This is a genomic window from Jiangella alkaliphila (assembly GCF_900105925.1).
Classification (GTDB): Bacteria; Actinomycetota; Actinomycetes; order Jiangellales; family Jiangellaceae; genus Jiangella; species Jiangella alkaliphila.
The window spans coordinates 5,506,523-5,531,405 of sequence record NZ_LT629791.1; the positions used below are offsets into that span (position 1 = coordinate 5,506,523).

The 24,883-nt window shown below is 73.4% G+C and carries 26 protein-coding genes and 1 pseudogene; 7 read left to right on the forward strand and 20 right to left on the reverse strand.

Annotation, left to right across the window (positions count from 1 at the left end):
* Positions 1–49: 49 nt before the first annotated feature.
* The gene (locus BLV05_RS25145; RefSeq protein ID WP_046767631.1) at positions 50–496 is read left to right on the forward strand and encodes a GNAT family N-acetyltransferase; all 447 of its coding nucleotides are present in this window, start codon (positions 50–52) and stop codon (positions 494–496) included.
* Positions 497–509: 13 nt separating this feature from the next.
* Here BLV05_RS25145 and BLV05_RS25150 read toward each other — a convergent pair whose 3' ends face one another.
* From BLV05_RS25150 to rimO, 5 genes and pseudogenes are all read right to left on the reverse strand, one after another.
* Positions 510–980 (reverse strand): flavin reductase family protein, encoded by a 471-nt coding sequence (locus BLV05_RS25150; RefSeq protein ID WP_052762258.1) that lies wholly within the window; start codon positions 978–980, stop codon positions 510–512.
* 80 nt (positions 981–1,060) lie between these two features.
* A pseudogene (locus tag BLV05_RS25155) lies at positions 1,061–1,348 on the reverse strand (helix-turn-helix domain-containing protein); the annotation flags it as partial.
* A gap of 171 nt (positions 1,349–1,519) precedes the next feature.
* Entirely contained in the window at positions 1,520–1,996 is a 477-nt protein-coding gene (locus BLV05_RS25160) for a CinA family protein (protein WP_046767629.1), read from the reverse strand.
* On the reverse strand, positions 1,993–2,568 hold the full coding sequence (pgsA, locus tag BLV05_RS25165) for a CDP-diacylglycerol--glycerol-3-phosphate 3-phosphatidyltransferase (protein ID WP_046767628.1): 576 nt from the start codon (positions 2,566–2,568) through the stop codon (positions 1,993–1,995). Before pgsA ends, BLV05_RS25160 begins: the two co-directional genes overlap by 4 nt.
* A 10-nt stretch (positions 2,569–2,578) precedes the next feature.
* Positions 2,579–3,982 carry a 30S ribosomal protein S12 methylthiotransferase RimO gene (rimO, locus tag BLV05_RS25170; RefSeq protein WP_046767736.1) on the reverse strand — a complete coding sequence of 468 codons (1,404 nt, stop codon included), beginning with the start codon at positions 3,980–3,982 and terminating at the stop codon, positions 2,579–2,581.
* Between the two features lie 47 nt (positions 3,983–4,029).
* Here rimO and BLV05_RS25175 point away from each other — a divergent pair, with 47 nt between their 5' ends.
* The gene (locus tag BLV05_RS25175; RefSeq protein ID WP_046767627.1) at positions 4,030–5,595 is read left to right on the forward strand and encodes a beta-N-acetylhexosaminidase; all 1,566 of its coding nucleotides are present in this window, start codon (positions 4,030–4,032) and stop codon (positions 5,593–5,595) included.
* Here the strand turns inward: BLV05_RS25175 and BLV05_RS25180 are convergent, their stop codons facing one another.
* The 8 genes from BLV05_RS25180 to BLV05_RS25215 all read right to left on the reverse strand — a co-directional run bounded on the left by BLV05_RS25180 (position 5,596) and on the right by BLV05_RS25215 (position 15,001).
* Positions 5,596–6,255 carry an alpha/beta hydrolase gene (locus BLV05_RS25180; RefSeq protein WP_197683309.1) on the reverse strand — a complete coding sequence of 220 codons (660 nt, stop codon included), beginning with the start codon at positions 6,253–6,255 and terminating at the stop codon, positions 5,596–5,598.
* Positions 6,248–8,770 (reverse strand): FtsK/SpoIIIE family DNA translocase, encoded by a 2,523-nt coding sequence (locus BLV05_RS25185; RefSeq protein WP_082155063.1) that lies wholly within the window; start codon positions 8,768–8,770, stop codon positions 6,248–6,250. Before BLV05_RS25185 ends, BLV05_RS25180 begins: the two co-directional genes overlap by 8 nt.
* 228 nt (positions 8,771–8,998) lie before the next feature.
* Positions 8,999–10,687, reverse strand: coding sequence for a ribonuclease J (locus BLV05_RS25190; protein ID WP_046767625.1), 1,689 nt, complete (start codon positions 10,685–10,687; stop codon positions 8,999–9,001).
* Positions 10,684–11,616 (reverse strand): 4-hydroxy-tetrahydrodipicolinate synthase, encoded by a 933-nt coding sequence (dapA, locus tag BLV05_RS25195; protein ID WP_046767624.1) that lies wholly within the window; start codon positions 11,614–11,616, stop codon positions 10,684–10,686. Before dapA ends, BLV05_RS25190 begins: the two co-directional genes overlap by 4 nt.
* A gap of 42 nt (positions 11,617–11,658) precedes the next feature.
* Positions 11,659–12,792, reverse strand: coding sequence for a PrsW family intramembrane metalloprotease (locus BLV05_RS25200; protein WP_046767623.1), 1,134 nt, complete (start codon positions 12,790–12,792; stop codon positions 11,659–11,661).
* 100 nt (positions 12,793–12,892) lie between these two features.
* Positions 12,893–13,552, reverse strand: a complete 660-nt coding sequence (locus BLV05_RS25205; protein ID WP_046767622.1) for an HAD-IA family hydrolase — start codon at positions 13,550–13,552, stop codon at positions 12,893–12,895.
* A 31-nt stretch (positions 13,553–13,583) separates the two neighbouring features.
* Positions 13,584–14,303, reverse strand: a complete 720-nt coding sequence (locus BLV05_RS25210; protein WP_046767621.1) for a hypothetical protein — start codon at positions 14,301–14,303, stop codon at positions 13,584–13,586.
* Entirely contained in the window at positions 14,300–15,001 is a 702-nt protein-coding gene (locus BLV05_RS25215) for an ABC transporter ATP-binding protein (protein ID WP_046767620.1), read from the reverse strand. The genes BLV05_RS25210 and BLV05_RS25215 overlap by 4 nt, the downstream gene beginning before the upstream one ends.
* A gap of 262 nt (positions 15,002–15,263) precedes the next feature.
* On the opposite strand from BLV05_RS25215, the gene BLV05_RS25220 reads away from it, so the two are divergent.
* Positions 15,264–16,202 (forward strand): sensor histidine kinase, encoded by a 939-nt coding sequence (locus tag BLV05_RS25220; RefSeq protein WP_063932508.1) that lies wholly within the window; start codon positions 15,264–15,266, stop codon positions 16,200–16,202.
* Positions 16,199–16,864, forward strand: a complete 666-nt coding sequence (locus tag BLV05_RS25225) for a response regulator (RefSeq protein WP_046767619.1) — start codon at positions 16,199–16,201, stop codon at positions 16,862–16,864. The genes BLV05_RS25220 and BLV05_RS25225 overlap by 4 nt, the downstream gene beginning before the upstream one ends.
* Here BLV05_RS25225 and paaE read toward each other — a convergent pair.
* The 6 genes from paaE to BLV05_RS25255 all read right to left on the reverse strand — a co-directional run bounded on the left by paaE (position 16,852) and on the right by BLV05_RS25255 (position 21,432).
* Positions 16,852–17,949, reverse strand: coding sequence for a 1,2-phenylacetyl-CoA epoxidase subunit PaaE (gene paaE, locus BLV05_RS25230; protein ID WP_046767618.1), 1,098 nt, complete (start codon positions 17,947–17,949; stop codon positions 16,852–16,854). The genes BLV05_RS25225 and paaE overlap by 13 nt on opposite strands.
* Positions 17,946–18,434, reverse strand: a complete 489-nt coding sequence (paaD, locus tag BLV05_RS25235) for a 1,2-phenylacetyl-CoA epoxidase subunit PaaD (RefSeq protein WP_046767617.1) — start codon at positions 18,432–18,434, stop codon at positions 17,946–17,948. The genes paaE and paaD overlap by 4 nt, the downstream gene beginning before the upstream one ends.
* Complete coding sequence (gene paaC / locus BLV05_RS25240) at positions 18,428–19,171, reverse strand: 1,2-phenylacetyl-CoA epoxidase subunit PaaC (protein ID WP_046767616.1); 744 nt, start codon at positions 19,169–19,171, stop codon at positions 18,428–18,430. The genes paaD and paaC overlap by 7 nt, the downstream gene beginning before the upstream one ends.
* Complete coding sequence (paaB, locus tag BLV05_RS25245; RefSeq protein WP_046767615.1) at positions 19,168–19,455, reverse strand: 1,2-phenylacetyl-CoA epoxidase subunit PaaB; 288 nt, start codon at positions 19,453–19,455, stop codon at positions 19,168–19,170. Before paaB ends, paaC begins: the two co-directional genes overlap by 4 nt.
* A 17-nt stretch (positions 19,456–19,472) precedes the next feature.
* Positions 19,473–20,438 carry a 1,2-phenylacetyl-CoA epoxidase subunit PaaA gene (gene paaA / locus BLV05_RS25250; RefSeq protein ID WP_046767614.1) on the reverse strand — a complete coding sequence of 322 codons (966 nt, stop codon included), beginning with the start codon at positions 20,436–20,438 and terminating at the stop codon, positions 19,473–19,475.
* Positions 20,439–20,526: 88 nt separating this feature from the next.
* Positions 20,527–21,432, reverse strand: a complete 906-nt coding sequence (locus BLV05_RS25255; protein ID WP_052762256.1) for a hypothetical protein — start codon at positions 21,430–21,432, stop codon at positions 20,527–20,529.
* A gap of 392 nt (positions 21,433–21,824) precedes the next feature.
* Between BLV05_RS25255 and BLV05_RS25260 the strand changes: the two genes are divergently transcribed.
* From BLV05_RS25260 to BLV05_RS25270, 3 genes are read left to right on the forward strand one after another with little or no spacing between them, the layout of a single operon-like run.
* Positions 21,825–23,003: a nitric oxide synthase oxygenase gene (locus tag BLV05_RS25260; protein WP_046767613.1), complete on the forward strand. Its 1,179-nt coding sequence runs from the start codon at positions 21,825–21,827 to the stop codon at positions 23,001–23,003.
* 25 nt (positions 23,004–23,028) lie between these two features.
* Positions 23,029–23,604, forward strand: coding sequence for a GNAT family N-acetyltransferase (locus tag BLV05_RS25265; RefSeq protein WP_046767612.1), 576 nt, complete (start codon positions 23,029–23,031; stop codon positions 23,602–23,604).
* Positions 23,601–24,236, forward strand: coding sequence for a DUF2461 domain-containing protein (locus tag BLV05_RS25270; RefSeq protein ID WP_046767611.1), 636 nt, complete (start codon positions 23,601–23,603; stop codon positions 24,234–24,236). The genes BLV05_RS25265 and BLV05_RS25270 overlap by 4 nt, the downstream gene beginning before the upstream one ends.
* A gap of 11 nt (positions 24,237–24,247) precedes the next feature.
* On the opposite strand, the gene BLV05_RS25275 is transcribed toward BLV05_RS25270, so the two are convergent.
* Complete coding sequence (locus tag BLV05_RS25275; RefSeq protein WP_046767610.1) at positions 24,248–24,832, reverse strand: ASCH domain-containing protein; 585 nt, start codon at positions 24,830–24,832, stop codon at positions 24,248–24,250.
* Between the last annotated feature and the right edge of the window lie 51 nt (positions 24,833–24,883).

Consider the following 24,883-nt stretch of genomic DNA (forward strand, 5'->3'; position numbering starts at 1 on the left):
GCCGGCGTCCGCCTCGGCGAAGCACGCCGGCGCTGGGTAGCCTGGCCGGATGATCCTCGCGACCCACGCCGGCTACGAGGTCGACGACGACCCGGAACGGCTCGATCTCGACGTCATCATCGGGTTCCTGCTCACGACATATTGGAGCAAGCACCGCTCGCGCGAGACGGTCGAACGGGCCGTCCGCCGGTCCTTCGGCGTCGGCCTCTACGCGCCGGACGGGGCTCAGGCGGGCTTCGCCCGGGTGGTCAGCGACGCGACGACGTTCGCGTGGTTGGCCGACGTGTTCGTGCTGCCGGAGCATCGGGGCAAGGGGCTGGCGAGAGTCCTGGTCACCGCAGTGCTGGAGCACCCGGAGCAGGCCGGCGTCGAGCGCTGGATGCTCGCCACGCTGGACGCCCACGGGGTGTACGCGCCGCTCGGCTTCGAACCGATCGAGTCGCTCGACAAGTTCATGATCCGTTCCGGCCCGACGGCGTCGAGCGTGATCAGCTGAGCCCGAGGGTAGATCAGCCGACCTCGGGGCCGGGCTCGTAGTAGCGCCGGTCGACGTGGACCAGCGGGACGGCGCCGGCGGTGTCGCGGGAGACAGCGGCGACGCGGCCGAGCGCGATGGTGTGGTCGCCGGCGTCGACGAGGTCGTAGGGGACGCATTCGAGGGCGGCGACCGCGCCGGTGAAGATCAGCTCGCCGCGGGCGGCACGCCGGGTCGGCCAGGGCGAGAAGTCGTCGCGGGCACCGGGGTGCCGCTCGCGGGCGCCGTAGTCGGACAGGGCAAGCTGGCCGGCGGCCAGGAACGACAGCGACCACCCGTCGGCGACGAACAGCGCGTCGTGGATGAAGCCGTCCTTCTTGACGCAGGCCAACACGAGCGGCGGCTCCAGCGACACCGACGAGACGGCGGTCACGGTGAGGCCGCAGTCGCGCCCGACCGGGTCGAGCACAGTGAGCAACGCCACACCGCCCGCCAGGCGGGCCATGGCGTCACGGAACTCCGGGGCAGGCCGCGGCCGGGACGTCGGCTCAGGCCGCAGCGTCAGCCGACCTTGACGACGTCGCGGGGCCGGACGGACTCGCGGGGACGCAGCTCGGTGAGCGCACCCACCGCAGCCGCCTCGACGCGCATCATCTCGTCGCTGACCTCGCGCAGTACCTCGGACATCGGCAGATCCAGTGCCTCGCAGATGGCTGCGAGCAGCTCGGACGACGCTTCCTTGCGGCCGCGTTCGACCTCGGACAGGTACCCGAGGCTCACGCGTGCGGCAGCCGAGATCTCGCGAAGGGTGCGGCCCTGCTCGATCCGGCGACGCCTCAAGACATCGCCGACGAGCCGTCTGATGAGAACCATCGGCTACCCCTCTCGCGATTCGTCTCGACTGTGCTTGAGTCCACCGTACCTTCTGATTCGTACGTTTGCGTTTCCAGCCTCGCCGGGAAAGACGGGGTGCACAGAAGAATTCATCTCGCAGTCTGGAACGTCTCGTCACGCCCAGAGATTCCCGGCCGCCGGGACGCCGTCTCAGGCCTCGGACAGCAGCGCGAGGACGGCCCCGACGGTCGCCGCCCGCACCTGCTCACGGTCGCCCGGCAGCGCCGACTCCCCCGTGAACGACCGGACGCGCACGCCGCCGCCCGTCGCCACCGCAACGTGGACGGTGCCGGGCGGGTGGCCGTCCTGCGGGTCCGGCCCGGCCACACCGGTCGTCGCCAGGCCGACGGACGCCCCCAGCCGCACCCGTACGCCGTCGGCCATCGCCGCGGCGGTCGACGCCGCGACCGGCCCGTCCGCCGCCAGCACCGCCTCCGGCACCCCGGCGAGCGTCGCCTTCAACTCCGTCGCGTAGACGACGACGCCACCGCGGACCACCGCCGACGAGCCGGGCACCGACGTCAGCGCGGCGCACACCAGCCCGCCGGTCAGCGACTCCGCAACCGCCACCGACCTCCCGGCCGTGATCAACCGGCGGACGACCTCGGCGACGTCCGGCTCGCTCACGACGTGGCGCTGCGCCGCAGCCGGATGGCCGACAGCACGTAGTCGACGCCCGTCGCGACGGTGACGATGACGGCGACCGCCATGACCGTCACCTCGATCGGGTCGAACCACCCGGGTAGCGGCAGCAGGTAGAGGCCGAGCGCCAGCGTCTGCAGCGCCGTCTTGACCTTGCCGCCGCGGTTGGCCGCCATGACGCCGTACCGGAGGACGGCGAACCGCATGGCCGTGATGCCCCACTCGCGCACCAGCACGATCACCGTCACCCACCAGGGCAGTTCGCCGAGGATCGACAGGCCGACGAACGCCATGCCGGTGAGCGCCTTGTCGGCGATCGGGTCGGCGATCTTGCCGAAGTCGGTGACCAGGCCGTGGCGGCGGGCCAGCTCGCCGTCGATCTGGTCGGTCAGCATGGCCACGCCGAACGCGACGAACGCCGCGATGCGCGACCCGTCGTCGTCGCCGCCCTCGCGCAACAGCAGCCAGCCGAACACCGGCACCAGCACGACCCGCAGGACGGTCAGCGCGTTGGCGATGTTCCACGGGCTGGGCGGGAGGGTCGACGGTTCGGCCACGGGCCCAAGGCTAGGGCACGGCGAGCAGGTCGGCGCCGTCACTGCCGGTGACGGTCGCCGTGACGATGTCGCCGACGGTGGCGCGGACGCCGGAGACAGTCGTCGTGCCGTCGACCTCGGGGCCCTGGTGCTCGGCCCGGCCCTCGACCGCACCGTCCGCGCCGGCCGACTCGACCAGCACGGACACCGTCTCGCCGACGCGGTCCTCGGCGCGCTGGGCGACCAGTTCCTCGACGAGGTCGCCGACCCGCTCGACCCGCTCGGAGACCTCGTCGGGGTCGAGCTTGCCGTCGAACGACGCGGCCTCGGTGCCGTCCTCGTCGGAGTAGCCGAACACGCCGACGACGTCGAGCCGGGCCTGGCTGAGGAACGACTCCAGCTCGGCGACGTCGTCGTCGGTCTCGCCGGGGAAGCCGACGATGACGTTGGAGCGGATGCCCGCCGAGGGCACCCGCGACCGCACCGACTCGATCAGCTCCAGGAACGACTCCGTCCCGCCGAACCGCTTCATCCGGCGCAGCAGCGGCGTGCTGGCGTGCTGGAACGAGAGATCGAAGTACGGGACCACGCCGGGGGTGGACAGCATGGCGTCGACCAGGGTCGGGCGCATCTCGGCCGGCTGCAGGTAGGACACCCGCACCCGCTCGATGCCGTCGACGGCGGCCAGCTCGGGCAGCAGCGTCTCGAGCAGCCGGAGGTCGCCGAGGTCTTTGCCGTACGACGTCGAGTTCTCGCTGACGAGGAACAGCTCGCGCACGCCCTGCCCGGCCAGCCAGCGCGCGTCGGCCAGCACGTCGGACGGGCGGCGGGACAGGAACGAGCCGCGGAACATCGGGATGGCGCAGAACGTGCAGGCGCGGTCGCAGCCGCTGGCCAGCTTCAACGGCGCCATCGGGCCGCCGTCGAGCCGCCGCCGCACCGACCGCGGGCCGGACGCGGGCGACATGCCGGCCGGCAGGTCGGGAGCCGCGTAGGCGGCGGCCTGCCGCTCGACCGGCGTGACGGGGAGCAGCTTGCGGCGGTCGCGCGGCACGTGCGAGACGTGCTGGGTGCCGCCCAGGATGCCGCGCAGCCGCTCGCCGATGGCCGCGTAGTCGTCGAAGCCCAGGACGGCGTCGGCTTCTGGAAGTTCGTCAGCGAGTCCAACTCCGTACCGCTCGGCCATGCAGCCGACGGCGACGACGGCCTTGGTGCCACCGGGGACCTTGAGGTCGGCCGCGGCCAGCAGCGAGTCGACGGAGTCCTTCTTGGCCTGCTCGACGAAGCCGCAGGTGTTGACGAGGACGGTCTCGGCGGCGGCGGGGTCGTCGACGAGCTCGAAGCCGTCGGCGTCGAGGCGGCCGGCCAGCTCCTCGGAGTCGACCTCGTTGCGGCTGCAGCCCAGCGTGACGATCGCGACGGAATGTTTGCTCATGTCGCCGGCCACTCTACCGGCCGGGACCGCGGGCTAGGTTGGCGCGCATGCCTGAGCTGATCCCGCTGCCCCTCGCCCACGAACCGCTCCCCGGGACCTTCACCGTCGACACCGGCACGACGATCGGCGCCGACGGCGACGCGCTGCCGTCGGCGTGGGTGCTGCACGACGTGCTGGCCGGCGCCGGGGTCCGCGCGCCGGTCGTCCCGGCCGCCGACCCCGCGGCGACGATCGTCCTGCGCGTCGGCGACCCGGTCCGGGACAGCCCGGAGGGCTACCGGCTGACGGTGACGGCGGAGCGCGCGGTGCTCGAGGGCGGGACCGCCGAGGCGCTCGCCCGCGCCGTCCAGACGTTGCGCCAGCTGCTGCCGCCCGCGGCGCTGCGCCGAGCCCCCGTCGCCGACGCCGCGGTACGGCTCGAGTGCTGCGCCATCGAGGACGCGCCCCGGTTCGCCTGGCGCGGCGTGCACCTCGACGTCGCGCGGCACTTCATGCCGGTCGCGTTCGTGCTGAAGCTGATCGACGTCGCTGCGCTGCACCGCCTCAACGTCGTGCACCTGCACCTGACCGACGACCAGGGCTGGCGGGTCGAGGTGCCGGCGCACCCCCGGCTCACCAAGGTCGGCGCCTGGCGCGCCGAGACCGTCATCGGCCGGAACAGCGACGAGTACGACGGCACGCCGCACGGCGGCTTCTACTCGCTCGACGACCTGCGCGAGATCGTCGCCTACGCGGCGGCGCGCTCCGTCACCGTCGTGCCCGAGATCGACCTGCCCGGCCACGTGCAGTCCGTGCTGGCCGCCTACCCGGAGCTGGGCAACACCGGGCGGCCGGTCGAGGTCCGGCGCACGTGGGGCATCTCGACGAACGTGCTGGCGCCGACGGAGGAGGCGCTCGGGTTCGCCCGCGACGTCCTCGACACCGTGCTGGACGTGTTTCCCGGCCCCTGGGTGCACCTCGGCGGCGACGAGGTCCCGCGGACGGAGTGGCGTGAGAGCCCGGCCGCGGCCGAACGCACCGCCGACCTGGGCCTGTCCGGCGTCGACGAGCTGCAGAGCTGGTTCCTGCGCCGCCTGCATGGGCACGTGACGAAGCACGGCCGGCGCGTCGTCGGCTGGGACGAGGTCGCCGACGACGGCGGCATGCCGGCCGACACCGTCGTGATGGCCTGGCGCGGCGCCGAGAAGGGCGTCGCCGCGATGGCGGCCGGGCACGACGTCGTCATGTGCCCGGAGGACGTGACGTACTTCGACCACTACCAGTCCGGCGGCGCCGGCGAGCCGCTGGCCATCGGCGGCCTGACCACCGTCGAGGACGTCGCCGCGTGGGAGCCGGCCGCCGGCGACGGGCCCGGCCGGCTGCTCGGCGTCCAGGGACAGCACTGGACCGAGTACCTGCCGACGCCCGCCGCCGTCGAGTACGTGGCGTTCCCGCGGCTCAGCGCGCTGGCCGAGGTCGCGTGGACGGCGCCGGAGCGGCGCGACGCGGCGGACCTGCTGCGCCGGTTGCCCGCGCACCTGGAGCGGCTCGACGCGCTGGGCGTGAACTACCGGCCGCTCGACGGCCCGCGCCCCGGCCAGCGCGGCGGCACGGGACGGCGCCGACGGGCCTGATCAGCCGGCGGCCAGCCCCGTCCGGGCCAGGACGAACCGGGTCACCTCGCGGTGCCAGACGAACGGGTGGCGCAGCAGCGCGTGCCCGTCGCCGGCTACGGAGACATACCGGCAGGACGCCGCGACGCCGTCCAGCCCGGCCGCCAGCGCCGCCGTCTGCCGCGGGTCGGTGACCTTGTCGGCGCTGCCGTGCATGAGCAGCACGTGCTTCCCGGCCAGCAGCGACGGCGGCTCCGACGGTGTCAGCCACGGCGCCAGCGCGGCCACGGCGACGACAGCGTCCGCGGCGCCGGACTCCCCGGCCACCCGCACAGCGGCCCGGCCGCCCATCGAGTAGCCGACCAGTGCGACGGGGACGTCCGGGTCCCGCGCCCGCACGGCCGCCAGCGCCGACCGCGCGTCGGCCAGCGGCGACTCCTCGGCGCCGTTCCAGCCGCGGACCGCGTACCGCAGCCGCCACACCGTCAGCCCGAGCGGACCGCCGGCCCGCCGCAGCGCGCCGGCGAACGGCCGCAGCCGCAGCACCGACGGCTGCCGGGCCCGCACCGGCTCGCGGCTCTCGGACTGGCCGCCGTGCAGCAGCAGGACGGCCGCGCGGACGTCGCCGCGCGGCCGGTCCTCGGAAAGGACGGGAGACAGGACGGGCGCCGGCTCAGTCACCGCGCAGCGCGTCCAGCACCTCGTCGAGGTCGTCGGGCTTGATCAGCACGTCGCGCGCCTTCGACCCCTCGGACGGGCCGACGATGCCGCGGCTCTCCATCAGGTCCATCAGCCGGCCGGCCTTGGCGAACCCGACCCGCAGCTTGCGCTGCAGCATCGACGTCGAGCCGAACTGCGTGTTGACGACCAGCTCGGCGGCCTGGCAGAGCAGGTCGAGGTCGTCGCCGATGTCCTCGTCGACCTCGCGCCTGGCCGCCGCGGGGGCCGTGACGTCCTCGCGGTAGGTCGGCTCCAGCTGCTCCTTGCAGTGGCCGACGACGGAAGCGATCTCGGACTCGGTGACCCAAGCGCCCTGGACGCGGATCGGCTTGCTCGCGCCCATCGGGAGGAACAGGCCGTCACCCTGACCGACCAGCTTCTCCGCGCCCGGCTGGTCCAGGATGACCCGCGAGTCGGCCAGCGACGACGTCGCGAACGCCAGCCGCGACGGCACGTTGGCCTTGATCAGGCCGGTGACGACGTCGACCGACGGCCGCTGCGTCGCCAGCACCAGGTGGATGCCGGCCGCGCGGGCTAGCTGGGTGATGCGGACGACCGAGTCCTCGACGTCGCGCGGGGCGATCATCATGAGGTCGGCCAGCTCGTCGACGATGACCAGCAGGTACGGATACGGCGTCAGCACCCGCTCGCTGCCCTCGGGCGCCTTCACCTTGCCCGAGCGGACCGCCTTGTTGAAGTCGTCGACGTGCCGGAAGCCGAAGTTGGCGAGGTCGTCGTAGCGCATGTCCATCTCGCGCACGACCCACTGCAGCGCCTCGGCCGCCTTCTTCGGGTTGGTGATGATCGGCGTGATGAGGTGCGGGATGCCCTCGTACGCGGACAGCTCCACCCGCTTGGGGTCGACCATGATCAGCCGGACCTCGTCGGGCGTCGCCCGCATGAGCACCGACGTGATCATCGAGTTGATGAAGCTGGACTTGCCGGAGCCGGTGGCGCCGGCGACCAGCAGGTGCGGCATCTTCGCCAGGTTCGTGACGACGAAGCCGCCCTCGACGTCTTTGCCCAGCCCGGCGATCATCGGGTGGTGGTCCTTGCGGGCCACCGACGACCGCATGACGTCGCCGAGGCTGACGATCTCCTTGTCGAGGTTCGGGATCTCGATGCCGATCGCCGACTTGCCCGGGATGGGCGACAGGATGCGCACCTCGGCGCTGGCGACGGCGTAGGAGATGTTCTTCGACAGCGCGGTGACCCGCTCGACCTTCACCGCGGTGCCCAGTTCGACCTCGTACCGGGTGACCGTCGGGCCGCGGGTGTAGCCGGTGACGACGGCGTCGATGTTGAACTGGTCGAACACGCCCATGAGCGACTCGACCACCGTGTCGGACGCGGCCGACTTGGCCTTGTGCGGGCTGCCCTGCCGGAGCAGGTCGCTGTTCGGCAGCGTGTAGGTGATGTCGCCGGACAGCGCCAGCTGCTCGACCCGTTGCGGGATCGGCGTGTGCGGCGGCGCCTCGGCCGGGCCGTCGGCGGCCTTCTTCTTCTTGCGCAGCTCGCGGGCGACCACGGCCGGCTCGGTCGGCGTCTCGTCCTCGCCGCCGAGGCCGCCGAGTTCCGCGGTGTCGGCGTCGTCGTCGGGTTCGGGGTCGGGCTTGCGCCGGCGCTTGGGCTTGTCGCGCAGCACCGGCGAGTCGTACGGCTCGTCGTCGGACGGCGCGAGACGGCCGCCCGCGTCGCCGTCCTCACCCTCGGCGAGCGGACGGCGGAAGCCCAGCCAGCCGCCCACGACCAGCGCGCCGGCCCGCAGCTGCGCCGTGACCTCGTACAGCGGGATGCCGGTGATGACCAGTACGCCGAACAGCGTCAGCAGCCCCAGCAGCGGGCCTGCCACGTACACCGTCAGCAGGTCGGCCAGGATGGTCGACGAGACGTACCCGATGGCGCCGCCGGCCCGCTCCATGGCGATCTGCCCGTCGACCGGGCGCGGCATGCCGCCGGCGACGTGCGCCAGGCCCAGAGTGCCCAGCGCGAGGCAGGCCCAGCCGATGACCTGCCGGCCGCCGGGGCCGTTGCGGGCGGGGTGGCGCAGCGTGCGCCAGGCCGCCATGAGCAGCAGCACCGGCGCGACGTACGCGCCCGTGCCGATGGCGCCGGCGATGCCCTGGTAGACGGCCTCGTAGACGCGGCCCTCCAGCGTCCACCAGACCGACGCGGCGACGATGAACGCCGTCCCGATGAGGAACAGCCCGACGCCGTCGCGGCGCTGGTCGGCCTCGAGGCTCGTGGCCGTGCGCCCGACGCTGCGGGTGACGCCGCCGACGAGGTGCGCGATGCCCATCCAGATGCCGACGAACATCCGGCCGATGCCGCCGAAGAACTGCGCGGCGAGACTCGGCTCCGGCGGCGGCGGCGGGGGCGGCTCAGGTGCGCGACGCTTGCGACCGCGAGCCGGGGTACGCCGTTTGGGGGTACCCGACGAGCTTCGCGACCGTGCCGTGGCTGTTCGGGTCGCCATGGAGATCACACTACATCCGACACAGACGCATCTTCAGTCACACGAGCCCCGGCGCGTCGGCCGAAATGTCCGTAACCCCAGCTCGCGCGGAGGAATCCACCGCCTCCGCCGCCCACCCTCGTTGATCTTGGAGTAAGTACGGTATCTATCGGACATTTCACCCGGCAATGGCCGCTCTACCCCAAGATCAACAACTGAGGGCAGCCGAACCGGGCGGCCGGCACGGGGTCAGGACTCGACGACGACCGGGATGATCATCGGACGGCGGCGCAGGCGGCCGCCGACCCAGCGGCCGATGGTGCGGCGCACCGTCTGCTGCAGCTGGTAGGTGTCGGCGTTGCCGCCCTCGGCCGCCTTCTCCAGCGCCGCGACCAGCTCCGGCCGGATGTCGTCGAAGACGCTGTCGTCCTCGGCGAACCCGCGGGCGTGGATCTCCGGCCCGCCGGTGACCTTGCCGGTGACGGAGTCGACCACCACGACGACGGAGATGAAGCCCTCTTCGCCGAGGATGCGGCGGTCCTTCAGCGACGCCTCGGCCACCCCGCCGACGTTGGAGCCGTCGACGTAGACGTAGCCGCACGGCACCGCGCCGACCACCTTCGCGACCCCGTCGAGGAGGTCGACGACGACACCGTCCTCGGCCAGTGCGACCCGCTCGCGCGGCACGCCCGACGCCACGGCGATGTCGGCGTTGGCGAACAGGTGCCGGGTCTCGCCGTGGATCGGCATGACGTTGCGCGGCTTGACCAGGTTGTACGTGAACAGCAGCTCACCGGCGGCGGCGTGCCCGGACGTGTGCACCTTGGCGTTGCCCTTGTGCACGACGGTGGCGCCCTCGCGGGTCAGGCCGTTGATGACCCGGGAGACGGCGTTCTCGTTGCCCGGGATCAGCGACGACGCCAGCACGACGACGTCGCCCGGCTCGATGTGGATGGCCGGGTGGTCGCGGTTGGCGATGCGCGACAGCGCCGCCATCGGCTCGCCCTGCGAGCCGGTCGACATCAGCACGACCTTGTTCGGCGGGAGGTCGTCGATGCTCTTGAGATCGACCAGCGTGCCGCCGGGGACGGTGAGGTAGCCGAGGTCGCGGGCGATGCCCATGTTGCGGACCATCGACCGGCCGACGAACGCGACCTTGCGGCCGTGCGCGACGGCGACGTCGAGCACCTGCTGCACGCGGTGGACGTGGCTGGCGAACGAGGCGACGACGACCCGCTGCGGCGCGCGGGCGAAGACGCCGTCGAGGACGTCGGCGATGTCGCGCTCGTGCGGCGTGTACCCGGGCACCTCGGCGTTGGTGGAGTCGGTCATGAACAGGTCGACGCCGGTGTCGCCGAGCCGCGCGAAGCCGTTGAGGTCGGTGAGCCGGCCGTCCAGCGGCAGCTGGTCCATCTTGAAGTCGCCGGTGTGCAGCACGAGGCCGGCCGGGGTGCGGATGGCCAGCGCCAGCGCGTCGGGGATGGAGTGGTTGACGGCCAGGAACTCGACCTCGAACGGGCCGAACCGCTCCGTCTGCCCCTCCTTGACCTGCAGCTGGTAGGCGTCGATGCGGTGCTCCTTGAGCTTCGCCTCGACCAGCGCGAGGGTCAGCCGGGAGCCGACGACGGGGATGTCGCGCTTCTCGCGCAGCAGGAACGGCACGGCGCCGATGTGGTCCTCGTGCCCGTGCGTGAGCACGATCGCCTCGACGTCGTCGAGGCGGTCCCGGATGTACTCGAAGTCGGGCAGGATGAGGTCGACGCCGGGCTGGTTGTCCTCGGGGAACAGCACCCCGCAGTCGACGATCAGCAGCCGCCCGGCGTACTCGAACACGGTCATGTTGCGGCCGACCTCGCCGAGCCCGCCGAGCGGGACGACGCGCAGCGCGGCGGGGTCGAGCGGTGGCGGCGAGGGCAGTTCGGGATGCGGATGGCTCATGCGAGCCCCGCCTCGGCGAGGTCGGCGCGCAGCAGCGCGACCTGCTCGTCGGTGGCGGGGATGAGGGGGGAACGGACCGTGCGGTTGCGGATGACGCCGCGCAGCTGGACGGCTGCCTTGGCCATGATGGCTCCTTGGGTTCGGGTCATGATGCCGCGCACGGCCGGGATGAGCCGCCGGTGCAGCTCGAGGGCCCGGGGCAGATCGCCGGAGTCGAGGGCGCGGATCAGCTGCGCGTACTCGGCGGCCGCGACGTGGGCGACCACGCTGACCAGGCCGACGGCGCCGTGCGTGAGCAGGGCGAGGTTGAGGGCGTCGTCGCCGCAGTAGTAGGCCAGCCCGGTGCGGGCCATGACCTCGGACGACGCGAACACGTCGCCCTTGGCGTCCTTGACGGCGACGATGCGGTCGTGCTCGGCCAGCCGGATCAGCGTGGCGGTCTCGATGGCCACGCCGGTGCGGACCGGGATGTCGTAGAGCATGACCGGCAGGTCGGTGGCCGACGCGACCGCGGTGAAGTGCTGGTACAGCGCCTCCTGCGGCGGCCGGCTGTAGTACGGCGTGACGAGGAGCAGCCCGTGCGCGCCGGCCTTCTGCGCGGCCTGGGCCAGCTCACTGGTGTGCCGGGTGTCGTTGGTGCCGACCCCGGCGACGACGCGGGCGCGCGAGCCGACGGCTTCGAGCACCGCCCGCAGGATGTGGTCCTTCTCGGCGTCGGAGGTGGTGGGGCTCTCGCCCGTGGTGCCGGACACGACGATGCCGTCGGCGCCGTCGGCGACGAGCTTCTCCGCCAGGGCGGCGGTCCCCTCGAGGTCGAGGCCGCCGTCGTCGAGGAACGGCGTGACCAGGGCGACCGACAGGCGGCCGAAGGGTGCGGCCCCCGGCGCGCCGGTGGTGGCGGCGGCGAGGGTGAAGAGCTCGTCAGACATGGGTGAAGGTTACCGTGATCCGCGCCCGCGGGCCGACTCGCCTCACTGTCCGGCGCTGGTCAGGGCGACGGCCCTGGCGCGAGTCTCGCTCACCCCGGCGAGCACCTCGGCCAGCCGCGGGTCGGACTGGACGTCGGCGCCGGCGTGCCGCAGCCTCGTGACGAGGAACGCGAGCTCGGTGACGGCGCCCTGGTAGGCGCGGACGGCGCGCGCGGCGTCGCGGCCGTACTGCGACTTCATCGCCGCGGTCCAGCGGTGCCGGCTGCGCATGGTCGTCAGCAGGTCGACCTCGTACCACGGGATCCAGCCGGCCTGCACGAACTCGCCCAGCCGCTCGGCGACGACGCGCTGCTCGCGGCGGCGCTGCCACAGCGCGGTGCTGAGCATCGCGGCGAACAGCGGCACCATGACGACGACGTAGACGGCGACGAAGCCCTGCCCGTCGTCCCACAGCGCCGACGCGTTCCACAGCGCGTGCAGCCCGGCGGCCAGCAGGTACCCGACGAGCGGCAGCACCACCCGGGCCCGGGTCGAGTGGCGTTGCGCGGCGATGCCGACGGCGATGCCGATGAACACGGTGAACAGCGGGTGCGCGAACGGCGAGAAGATGCCGCGCACGACGAACACGGTGTAGCCGTCGATCGACGCGGTGTCGAAGGCCCGGCCCAGGTAGAGGATGTTCTCGACGAACGCGAACCCGGCCGCCACCAGCCCGGCGTAGACGATGCCGTCGACCAGCCCGTCCAGCTCGTCGCGCCACCACCACAGCAGGCCGACGAGGAACGCGCCCTTCAGCGCCTCCTCGACGAACGGCGCCGACACCACCGACGACGTGTACTCGCCGTAGGTGACCGCGACGAGCGAGTTCACCAGCAGCGCGCCCAGCGTCGCGACGCCGCCGCCCCACAGGAACGCCGCCAGCATCGTCCGTCCGGGCTCGGGCTCCCAGCGGTCCAGCCACAGGAACGCGCCGACGACGACCACGACCGGCAGCAGCGCGAACAGCGTCGCGACGGCGACGGTGGACGGCGCGAGGTCGCCGACCGCGAGCCCGAGCACCACGACCGCGCTCCCGGCCGCCGCGACCAGCCCGAGCACCGGCCAGAGGACGCGGCGGCGCTGCTGCCGGCTCCACGGCTGGTGCTGGGCGGGGGCCCGGCTCACGGGCCCGGTCATGGGGCTGTCACATGCCGATCTCGGGTCGGTCGATGGCCGCAGGAACGGTCACACCGGTCCGTGGCGTTGCACCGACGATTCGAGGAACCTTCGGCCCCTCTCATCGCCGGTCTCTCCCGACCCTCGGGGTGACGTCGACGAGCAGCGGGCCGGTTCCGTCGACCCGGATGTGGGCGGGGCTGGCGGCGACGAGGTCGGCCTCCAGTTGCCGCGCCTCGTGGGTGGACACGACGCCGACGACGGCCATGCCGGCCGCCCGGGCCGCGGCGATGCCGCTGGGCGCGTCCTCGACGACGACGCACCGCGCGGGGTCGGCGCCCAGCCGCTGGGCGCCGAGCAGGTACGGCTCGGGGTGCGGCTTGCCGCGCAGGACGTCGTCGGCGGTGACGATGACGGCGGCCGGCTCCAGCCCGGCGGCGCGCATGCGGGCGGTGGCGATGACGGTGCTGCCGGACGTGACGATGGCGCGGCGGTCCGCCGGGATGGACGCCAGCAGCTCCGCCGCGCCGGGCATCGGGCGGACCGTGCCGGCGTCCTCGATCTCGATCTCGTCGATGCGGGCCAGGGCGGCGCTGACCTGCGGTCCCGGCAGCAGGCCGGCCACGATGTCGGCGGTGGTGCGGCCGTGCGCGCCGGCCAGGCGGGCCGGGTCGACGTCGTACTGACGGCACCAGCGCAGCCAGCTGCGCGCGATGGAGTCGGTCGAGTCGACCAGCGTCCCGTCGAGGTCGAGCAGGATCGCTTCGGCTTTCAGCACCACGACAAGGGACCCTATCGGGCAGACGCCGGCCTTAGGCGTCGCGGCGGGCGAGCACGGCGGCGGCGACGGCGAGCAGCGCGGCCGTCCATACGGCCATGACCAGCCCGCCGGGCAGCGGCGCGAGCGCGTCGTCGATCGCCAGCCGGTCGCTGCCGGCGATCATCCGCATGCCGGCCAGGTCGGGCAGATACCGCGCCAGCGGCGTGACCTTGGACAGCAGGAACGACACCGACACCACCGAACCGTTGGCCACCAGCACGATCAGCGGGACGACGCCGCTGCGGGTCAGGACGGTGATCGCCAGCGCGATGAGCGCGGTGAGCGTCGCGTACGCGGCGGCGCCGAGCCAGCGGCCGGGTTCGACCTCCCCCGCGTCATCGCCGACGGCCCGCGCGACCAGGAGCGCGGCGGGCATCGCGACGACGGCTGCCGCGGCGACGAGGGCGACGACGGTCACCGCCTTCGCGACCAGCACCGTCGCCCGGCGCGGCATGGCGGCGAACGTGGTCGCGATCGGCCGGGCGCCGCTGTACTCGCTGCCGACCACGACGACGCCGATGACGATCGCGCCGAGGGTCAGCAGCGGGGCCGCGGACATGGCGGCGTCGGCGGCGGAGTCGCCCGCGCCCTGCGACGCGTTGAGAGCCGCCAGCGCGACCGGCCCGGCGACCGCGACGGCCAGCCCGGCGATCGCCGCGGGCAGGGTGAGCGCCTTGCGCAGCTCCGCCGCCACGGCGTCGAGCGCGGTCACGACGCACCGCCGGTCAGCGCGAAGAACGCGTCCTCCAGCGTCGGGTGCCCGGCGGTGACGCGGTCCAGCGGCCCGGCCGCCACGATCCGGCCGGCGGCGATCACGACGAGGTCGTCGGCCAGTTCGGCGACCTCGCCCATGAGGTGGCTCGACAGCAGCACCGTCCCGCCGTCGTCCGCGTACGAGCGCAGCAGCCCGCGGATCCACCGGATGCCCTCCGGGTCCAGCCCGTTCACCGGCTCGTCCAGCACCAGCGCGGCCGGCTCGCCGAGCAGCGCGGCGGCCAGGCCCAGCCGCTGCCCCATCCCCAGCGACAGCCGGCCGGCCCGGGTGCGGCCGGCGCCGGCCAGGCCGACCTGCTCCAGCACCTCCCCGACCCGCCGCCGCGGGATGGCGTTGCTGCGCGCCACCCAGGCCAGGTGCTGACGGGCGGAGCGGGACCGGTGCGCGCCGGAGCCGTCCAGCACCGACCCGACGACGTGCAGCGGCCGCCGCAGCGCACGGTACGGCCGGCCACTGACCAGCGCCGCGCCGGACGTCGGCCGGTCCAGCCCGAGCAGGATCCGCAGCGTCGAGGACTTGCCGGCGCCGTTCGGCCCGAGGAACGCGGTCACCCGGCCGGGCTCGGCCCCGAACGTCACGCCGGAGAGCACGTCGCGGGCGCCGCGGCGTTTCACCACATCGTCGAAGGTCAGCATGGGCCCATGTCAGCCGAGCTCAAGCCTGTTGTCATCGGACCACGGTCGCTCGGACCCTGGTCCGATGCCGGGGCTCGGCGCCGTCCTTAGGGTGTGTCTCCCGGGTCTCGGCCGTAGCGAGCGGCGTCCAGGTGGATGCCTCGCAAGGCCGAGAAAGGAGTCATAGCGGGGTTCTATGACGACTGACGAGAACGCAGCGCGGCGCCGCCTGGGCGTCGCGCAGTAGGCCATGGACCCGGGAGACACACCCTAAACTCGCGGGATGGAGACCGGCCGCCCGACGTGGAGGTCCCGGGCCTGGCCGGTGGCGTGGACGGCGCTCGGCGTGCTGCTCATGGTGCTGCTGGCGGCCGGTGCGCAGGGGCCGGCGGCGCAGCTGCTGCCGCTCGGTGTCGTCGGGTTGGCGGTGCTGGTGTCGGTCTGGGCGGTCGTGCGCACCCGCCGCGAGCGCCGCGCCCACGAGGACCGGCTGGCGGCGTGGGCGGGCGAGCGCGCGGCCCAGGCGGAGCGGCTGCGGATCGCCGCCGACCTGCACGACCTCGTCTCGCACGGGCTGGGCCTGATCACCGTCCGCGCCGCCGTCGCCGCCCGGCTGACCGGACCCGGCGGACCGGCCGAGCAGGCGGCCGCGCTGGCCGACATCGAGGAGGTCAGCCGCGAGACCACCACGGAGCTGCGCCGCATGCTCACCGTCCTGCGCTCCCCCGACGCCGCGGCGGCCCTGCGGCCGGCGGAGTCGCTGGCCGACCTGCCCGGCGTCGTCGCGGCCGCCCGCGGCGCCGGCCTGGACGCGTCGCTGGAGGTCACGCCGCCGCCGGGTGTCTCGCCGGGGGTGCAGCTCACCGTGTGCGCCGTCGTCCGCGAGGCGCTGAGCAACACCGCCCGGCACGCCGGCCCGACCGCGGTGCGGGTGCGGGTGCGCCGCGACGGCGGGACGGTCGTGGTGACGATCGCCGACGACGGCCCGGCCGGCGGCTGGCAGCCCCGTCCCGGCGCCGGGCACGGGCTGGCCGGCCTGTGGGAACGGGTGACGGCGCTCGGCGGCACGCTGGACGCCGGCCCGGACGGCGCGGGCTTCGCCGTCACCGCCGCCCTCCCCGACCACCCCGTTGATCATGGAGAAGGTCGGCTCCAGAGGGCCTCGGAAGCCGACCTTCTCCATGATCAACAGCGCGGGGGCGGCGGGGTGGTGGGACGGTGACGTCGACCGTCCGCGTGCTGATCGCCGACGACCAGCCGCTGCTGCGGCACAGCCTGGCGCTGCTGCTCGACGCCGCGCCGGACCTCGCCGTCGCGGGGACGGCCGGGACCGGCGGCGAGGCGGTCTCGCTCGCCGCCGAGCTGCGGCCGGACGTCGTGCTGACGGACATCCGGATGCCGGGCGGCGACGGCATCGAGGCGACCCGGCGGATCACCGGCGACCCCGCGCTCGCCGCCACCCGGGTGCTGGTGCTGAGCATGTTCGAGCTGGACGAGTACGTGTACGCCGCGCTGCGGGCCGGGGCCAGCGGGTTCCTGCTCAAGGACGCCCGGCCGGAGCAGCTGCTCGACGCGGTCCGGCGCACGCACGCGGGCGAGTCGCTGTTCGCGCCGAGCATCCTGACTCGGCTGGTGGACCATTACGTCGGACGGCCCGCGCGGGCGCCGGCGACGCGGCTGGACCGGCTGACCGAGCGCGAGACCGAGGTGCTGGCTCTTGTCGCGGCCGGCCTGTCCAACGACGAGATCGCCGCCGCGCTGACCATCTCGATCAAGACGGTGAAGACGCACATCGGCCACCTGCTGGCCAAGCTGGCTGCCCGCGACCGCGCGCAGCTCGTCATCGCCGCGTACGAGAGCGGCCTGGCCGGTCAGGCGTCGTAGTCGACGTCGAGGGTGGGCGTCGTGGGGTGTGACTGGCAGGTCAGGACGTAGCCGGCCGCGATCTCGTCGTCCTCGAGGGCGTAGCGGCGCTCCATGGTGACGGCGCCGTCGAGGACCTTCGCCCGGCAGGTGCCGCAGACGCCGCCCTTGCAGGCGAACGGCGCGTCGTTGCGGACGCGGAGCACGGCCTCGAGCACGGTCTCATCCGGGTCGTCGAGGGTGACCTCGGTGCGACGGCCGTCCAGCGACGCGGTGACGGCGCACGTCACGGCCTGCTGGCGGGCCTCTTCGCGGATCGCCGGAGGCGGGTCGCCGACGTGGTACAGCTCGGCGTGGACGTGGGCGCGCTCGACGCCGCGGGCGGCCAGCACCTCGCGGGCGGTCGTGATCAGCTCGTACGGCCCGCACAGGTACCAGTCGTCGACGGTCTCCGGCGGCAGCAGCGTGTCGAGCAGCCGGCCGAGGCGCTCGCCGTCCAGCCGGCCGGACAGCAGCTCCGTCGACCCAGGCTCGCGCGACAGCACGTGCACCAGCTGCAGCCGGCCCGGGTGACGGTCCTTGAGGTCGGCCAGCTCGTCGGTGAACATCACCGACGACGACGTCCGGTTGCCGTAGAGCAGCGTGATGCGGCTGTCCGGCTCGGTGGCCAGCGCCGTCGCGACGATCGACAGCACCGGCGTGATGCCGCTGCCGGCCGCGACCAGCGCGTAGTGCCTGCCCTGCTCCGGGCCGAACGACGGCGTGAACCGGCCGGCCGGCGTCATGACGTCGACCTCGTCGCCGGGCGCCAGGGTCGTCAGCGCGTGCGAGGAGAACACGCCGCCGGGGATCCGCTTCACCGCGATGCGCAGCACCCCCGACCCGGCCGGCGAGCAGATCGAGTAGCTGCGCCGCACGCCGTCACCACCGGGCAGGGCGACGTTGACGTGCTGGCCGGCGGCGAAGTCGTAGGCCTCGGCCAGCTCGGCCGGCACGGCGAACGTGACGGCGACGGCGTCGGCCGTCAGCGGCTCGACCGACGCGACCCGCAGCCGGTGGACGACGGAGTGCCGCCGCGCAGTGGCCGCCTGAGTCGCCGTCGTCATAGCGCCTTCACGTGGTCGAACGGCTCTTGGCAGGACCGGCAGACCCAGAGCGACTTGCACGCCGTCGAGCCGAACCGGGACAGCTCGCGGGTGTCGGGCGAGCCGCAGAGCGGGCAGCGGACCGAGAGGGTCAGCGCGACCGGGCCCGTGGGCCGGGGTGGCGCGATCCCAGCTGCCCGCAGCGCCTCGTGGCCCTCGGCCGTGATCCAGTCCGTCGTCCAGGCCGGGGCGAGCACCAGCCGCACGTCGACGTCGTCGACGCCCGCGCCGGCCAGCGCGGCCTCGATGTCGGCGCGGATCGCGTCCATCGCCGGGCAGCCGGAGTACGTGGGGGTGATGTCGACGGTGACCGCACCGGCCGTGTCGACCCGGACGTCGCGCAGGATGCCCAGCTGCTCGATGGTGACCACCGGCAGCTCCGGGTCCTGGACCGTCGCGACGATCTCGCGCACGTGCCGCGTCGTCACCAGCGTCGTCGTCACCATGTCGCCTCCGGGTGGGACCGGTGCAGGTGCTGCATCTCGGCGAGCAGGTAGCCGAGGTGCTCGGTGTGCAGGCCGCGGCGGCCGCCTCGCCGGGGCGCGGCGTCGGCGGGTCGTTCCAGGCCGGCCTCGGCCAGCACGCCCTCGACGTAGGCCGTCCACGGCTCCCGCAGCGTCGCGGGGTCGACGGCGACGCCCTCGGCGCTCAGCGCGGCGGTGACGTCGTCGCCGTCGAACAATTCCTCGGCGTACGGCCAGACGGTCGCCAGGCCGGCCACCATGCGGCGGCGGCTCTCGTCCGTCCCGTCGCCCAGGCGCAGCACCCACTGGGTGGCGTGGTCGCGGTGGTAGTGGACCTCCTTGACCGCCTTGCCCGCGACGGCGGCCAGCGTGTCGTCGGTGCTGGCCCGCAGCCGGTCGTACAGCTCGTACTGGTAGGCGGCGAAGACCAGCTGGCGGGCCATCGTCACCGCGAAGTCGCCGTTGGGCAGCTCGACCAGCAGCGCGTTGCGGAAGTCGCGGTCGTCGCGCCAGTACGCCAGCGCGTCCTCGTCGCGGCCGGTCCCCTCCAGCTCGCCCGCGTAGGTGAGCATCGTGCGGGCCTGGCCGAGCAGGTCGAGCGCGATGTTGGCCAGCGCGACGTCCTCCTCCAGCTCCGGCGCGCGGGCCACCCACTCCCCCAGCCGCTGGGCCAGGACGAGGGCGTCGTCGCCGAGCGCCAGGGCGTAGCGGTCCCTCACAGGTGCTTCGCCTCCGCCGGGACCTCGTAGAACGTCGGGTGCCGGTAGACCTTGTCGGCGGCGGGGTCGAAGAAGGAGTCCTTCTCGTCCGGGCTGCTGGCGGTGATCTGGTCGGACGGCACCACCCAGATCGAGACGCCCTCGCCGCGCCGGGTATAGACGTCGCGGGCGTTGCGGACGGCCATGGCGGCGTCGGGCGCGTGCAGGCTGCCGACGTGGATGTGCGACAGGCCGCGCCGGGCCCGGACGAAGACCTCCCAGAGGGGCCACTCGGTCTGCGTCATGACATCAGTCGGTCGGCTCATGCCGCGGCCTCCCGTCGCCGGGCCTGCTGCTTGGCCGCGTAGGCGCCGGCCGCCTCGCGCACCCACGCGCCGTCGTTCTGGGCGTCGACCCGGTGCCGCAGGCGCTGCTCGTTGCACGGGCCGTCGCCCTTGATGACGCGGAACAGCTCGTCGTAGTCGGGCGCGGTGAAGTCGTAGTGGCCGCGCTCCTCGTTCCAGCGCAGGCCGGGGTCGGGGATGGTGAGCCCGAGCACCTCCGACTGCGGCACCGTCATGTCGACGAACCGCTGCCGCAGCTCGTCGTTGCTGAACCGCTTGATGCCCCAGCGCATGGACTGCTCGGTGTGTCCGCCGGGAGCGGCCTGCTCGCCGGTGTCGGGCGGGCCGAACATGGCCAGGCTCGGGTACCACCAGCGGTCCAGCGCGTCCTGGGCCATCGCCTTCTGGGCCGCGCTGCCGCGGGTGAGCGTCAGCAGCGACTCGAACCCCTGCCGCTGGTGGAACGACTCCTCCTTGCAGATGCGCACCATCGCGCGGGCGTACGGGCCGTACGAGCAGCGGGTGAGCGGCACCTGGTTGGTGATCGCCGCGCCGTCGACCAGCCAGCCGATCGCGCCGACGTCGGCCCACGTCAGCGTCGGGTAGTTGAAGATCGACGAGTACTTCTGGCGCTTGGTGTGCAGCAGCTCCAGCAGCTGGTCGCGCGAGACGCCGAGCGTCTCGGCGGCCGCGTAGAGGTAGAGCCCGTGGCCGGCCTCGTCCTGCACCTTGGCCAGCAGGATCGCCTTGCGGCGCAGGCTCGGCGCGCGGCTGATCCAGTTGCCCTCCGGCTGCATGCCGATGATCTCGGAGTGAGCGTGCTGGGCGATCTGCCGGATCAGCGTCTTCCGGTACGCCTCCGGCATGTCGTCGCGCGGTTCGATGCGCCCGTCGGAATCGACGATCGCGTAGAACGCCGCCTCTCGTTCGTCGGTAGCCGCCATGGTTCCAGGCTAGGCCCAGATGTGACACCTGTCCAGCATGCTTGCGTACTTGGTGTAACACCTCGGCCGCGCTGGGACCGTCGCCGGGTCACCAGGACACCGCCAGCCGGTCGATGCCGAGTCCGCTGATCAACAGGTGTTCCTTCCGGTCGCTGAGCAGGTCGCGGGTCCAGCCGGTGAACCCGCCGTCGCCGACCTCGACCAGCTCGCCGCCGAGCCGGGCCAGCACCTTGAAGCAGAGGCCCTCGTAGTAGCCGTGGCCGCTCGCGCGGTCCGGATCGAGGACGGCACCGGGCACCGCGTCGGCGACCGGCGCGAGCCGCGGGTCGAGGACGGTCAGCCGCACCTGGACCTCCTCGGCGCCGAGCAGCGGCAGCGCACTCGTCAGCACGGCCAGCTGCTCGGCCAGCGCGGTCCGCTCGAACTGCCGCCCGCCGGCGTCGCGTCCGGCCGTGACCTGGGCGAACAGCGAGAAGTGCGCGAACATCGCCGGCCCGCCGACGAGCTGGGCGCGCACGACCCGCTGGATCGCGGCCAGCCGGACGACCTCGCCCGGCCCGGCCGCCCGGCGGCGGACGGCCGCCTCGAGCGCCAGCGCGTTGGTCGGGTCGGCCGCGACGTCGGTGCCGCGGACAGTCGTGACCACCTTGTTCTGGTCGACGGTCGAGAGCACCGAGTGCGTGCCGAGCGGCGCCAGCGGGGCCAGGGTGACCACCTCGGCCGGCTCCGGCCGCCCCGCCAGCACGTCGAGCAGCACGTCCTCGACCCGGCGCAGCGCCCGGAACGACACCGGCGCGGGCCCGGTGAACCGGTCGCGCCGGTACCGCTCCAGCACCGCGGCCGGCGTCAGCGCGGCGGCCCGGCGGCGCATGAGGTCGAGCTGCAGCGTCGTCAGGTCCGACCCCGGCAGCGCCACCAGCGCGTCGAGCACGTCCTCGCCACCGACCCGCCGCACGACCCGGCCCAGCGCCGCCCGCGACCCGTTCTCCGTCATGCCCCATGACTAGCCGGGGCCGGACGCCACGGTCCAGCGGTTTTCCGCCGTCGCGGCCCGTTTCGTCACCCAGCGTGACGGCCGTCACTCTCGGTACTCAAGTGACGCATGAGACTATTCTCATGTCATCACTCCTGGTCACAGCTTTGTGATCATGACAATGTCTCGCTGACCAGCGCCGATCCTCCAGCCACCGGCGACGCCCGATTCGGACGAACATCGGGCGATCCGGAGCGAATCCGGCGAACACAGGACGGCGACGTCCGCCTTCTGAGATCATTCGTGACGGTGCGTCATTTTCGCGGCACGATGATCATGTTCGGGGCGATTTGCCGGAAATGTCCGCCTGTAGACCCGGCTGACCGCCACCTGCGACAGGAGGAGCTGACCCTGTGACGACCGATGGGACGCACCACCATCCGGGCCTTCCAGACGTTCCGATCCACTCCGTCGATCTCAGCGAAGCCGAGGCGTTCTTCCGGCAGCACGCCGCTGAGAACCCGCACGCTCCCTCGCCCGAAGATCGGTTCAGCGAGGCGCTGGTCGAGTTCGGCCGGCGCGGCACGTTCAGCCACACCACCGAGGAGCTGGAGTTCGGCGCGCGCCTGGCCTGGCGCAACGCGAACCGCTGCATCGGCCGCCTGTACTGGCGCAGCTTGATCGTCCGCGACCGGCGCCACGTCCGCTCCGCCGAGGGCGTCGCCGCCGAGTGCGTCGAGCACCTGCGCGTGGCCACCAACGACGGGCGCCTGCGGCCGGTGCTGACGCTGTTCGCGCCGGACCAGCCCGGCCGGCGGGCGCCCCGGCTGCGCAACACCCAGCTGATCCGGTACGCCGGCTACCAGGGCATGGACTCCGTCATCGGCGATCCTTCGCAGGCCGAGTTCACCCGCTGGGTCGAGAGCCTGGGCTGGTCGGGCAAGGGCACCGACTTCGACGTGCTGCCGCTGGCCATCGAGACTCCCGAGGACGGCGTCGGGCTGTTCGACATCCCCGGCGACGCCGTCCTCGAGGTACCTCTGTCGCACCCGGAGTTCCCCTGGTTCGCCGAGCTGGACCTGAAGTGGCACGCCGTCCCCGCGATCTCGTCGATGCCGGTGCGCATCGGCGGCATCACCTACCCGACGGCGCCGTTCAACGGCTGGTACATGGGGACCGAGATCGGCTCGCGCAACCTCGTCGACGCCGACCGGTACGACCGCATGACGCAGGTCGGCCGGCTGCTCGGCCTCGACGTCGACAACGACCGGTCGCTGTGGAAGGACCGCGTGCTCGTCGAGATCAACCGCGCGGTGCTGCACTCGTTCGACGCCGCGGGCGTGAAGATCGCCGACCACCACCACGAGTCGGAGATGTTCATGCGGTTCGTCGAGAAGGAGGAGCGGGCCGGCCGCACCGCGCACGCCGAGTGGTCGTGGGTCGTGCCGCCGCTGTCCAGCACGACGTCGCCGGTGTACCACCGCTACTACGACGACTCGACGGCGCTGCCCGGTTTCCTGCCCAGCCCCGGCTGGACACCGCCGAAGGAGGCGGAGGTCCCGGCCGAGTGCCCGTACCACGCGCGGGCCTGAGCCTGAGGGTCGTATCGTGGGGCGGGTGTCCGAGCCGCCCGCCATCGTCGCCGATCGTTCCGTCCGCCTCGCCTGGGCCGCCGACACCGACGCCATCGGTGCCGTGCAGGCCCGGGCGTGGACCGCGTCCTACGCTCCCCTGCTTCCGGCGGCCCTGCTCGCCGACGTCGACGCGCCGACGTTCGCGGCCGCCTGGCTGGAGGCCGTCACCCGACCCCCGTCGGCCCAGCACCGAGTGCTCGTCGCGCTCGAGGCCGGCCGCGTCGTCGGATTCGCCGCCACGGCGCCGTCCGAGGACCCCGACGCCCAGCCCGGCGACGGCGAGGTGGTCGCGTTCCACGTCGACCCCGCCGCGCTCGGCGAGGGGCACGGCTCGCGGCTGCTGGCCGCCGTCGCCGACACCCTGCGCGCCGACGGCTTCACCCGCGCCCGCATGTGGCTGGTCGTGGGCGACGACGCGATGCGCGGGTTCCTCGAACCGGCCGGGTGGGCGCCCGACACCGCGCACCGGACGCTGGACCTCACCGGCGACGGGACGGCGACGCTGCGGCAGGTGCGGCTGCACACGTCGCTCTCGCCGGAGCCGGAGGTGCAGTCGTGACGTTCGCCGGCATCCCGGTCGAGGCGCTGGACTTCTACGAGGACCTCGAGAACGACAACACCAAGTCGTTCTGGACCGCGCACAAGCACGTCTACGAGAAGTCCGTCCGCGACCCCATGCGCGCGCTGGCCGACGACCTGTCACCCGAGTTCGGCGCGGTCCGGTTCTTCCGGCCGTACCGCGACGTCCGGTTCGCCGCCGACAAGAGCCCGTACAAGACCCAGCAGGGCATGGTGCTCGGCGGCCACTACGTGCACGTCGGCGCGCCCGGGCTGTTCGTCGCCGCCGGCTACTACCAGATGGCGCCCAACCAGGTCGCCCGCTACCGCGTCGCCGTCGACGACGCGCGGCGCGGCGAGCCGCTGGCCGAGATCGTCGAGACGGTGCGCGACGCCGGGTACGTCGTGGGCGGCGACGCGCTGAAGACCCGCCCGCGCGGCTACGACGCCGACCACCCGCGCATCGAACTGCTGCGGCAGAAGGCGCTGGTCGGCTGGCTCGAGTTCGGCGCGCCCGACTGGCTGCACACCCCGGCGGCGGCGACGCACGTCGCGGCGGCGTGGCGCGAGCTGGCGCCGTTGAAGCAGTGGCTCGACGACCACGTGGGGCCATCGGACCAGCCGCGCCGCTGACGCCGTCCCCGTCAGTCCGCCGTGGCGTCGAGGTAGGCGCGGCCGCGCGGCGAGATGCGGTAGCCGATCGGGAAGCTCTGTGTCAGCCCGAGGTTCTTCAGCTTGCGCACGTCCAGCTTGAACGGGGCGCGCTCGCGGCCGACGAGGTCGGCGAGGTCGCCGGCGCGGCGCTCGGGGTGCTGCTCGATCAGCTGCAGCGTCTCACGGGTCCAGGCGCCGTAGGACGAGGCGCGGTCGAGGCGGTCGAGCCGCTTGGTGATCTCGGCGATCTCGGCCGGTTGCAGTTCGCCGCCGGAGGCCAGCTGGGCGCGGGGGTCCGGGTCGGTGGCCGGATGGAACTCGATGCGGTACGTCGGGTTGGCCGGGTCGCCCGGCAGGTCGGCCAGCAGGCTGGCGGCGTCCGGGTGGCCGGCGGCGCGGGCGTCATCGTCGCTGATGGACGCCGGGTCGACGACGGTGACCGCGATGACCTCGATGCGGCCGGCCGGCGTGCGGTACGGGCGGCCGGGCAACACCTGCTGGCGGGCCCAGCGCCGGAACGCCAGCGTCACCGTCCCGTCGGCGATGCCCGCCCAGAAGCGCTTCTGGAACAGCACGCGCCTCAGCCTAACCAAAGCCGGCGTGGCGGTCTCAGGCAGCGGCGAGTC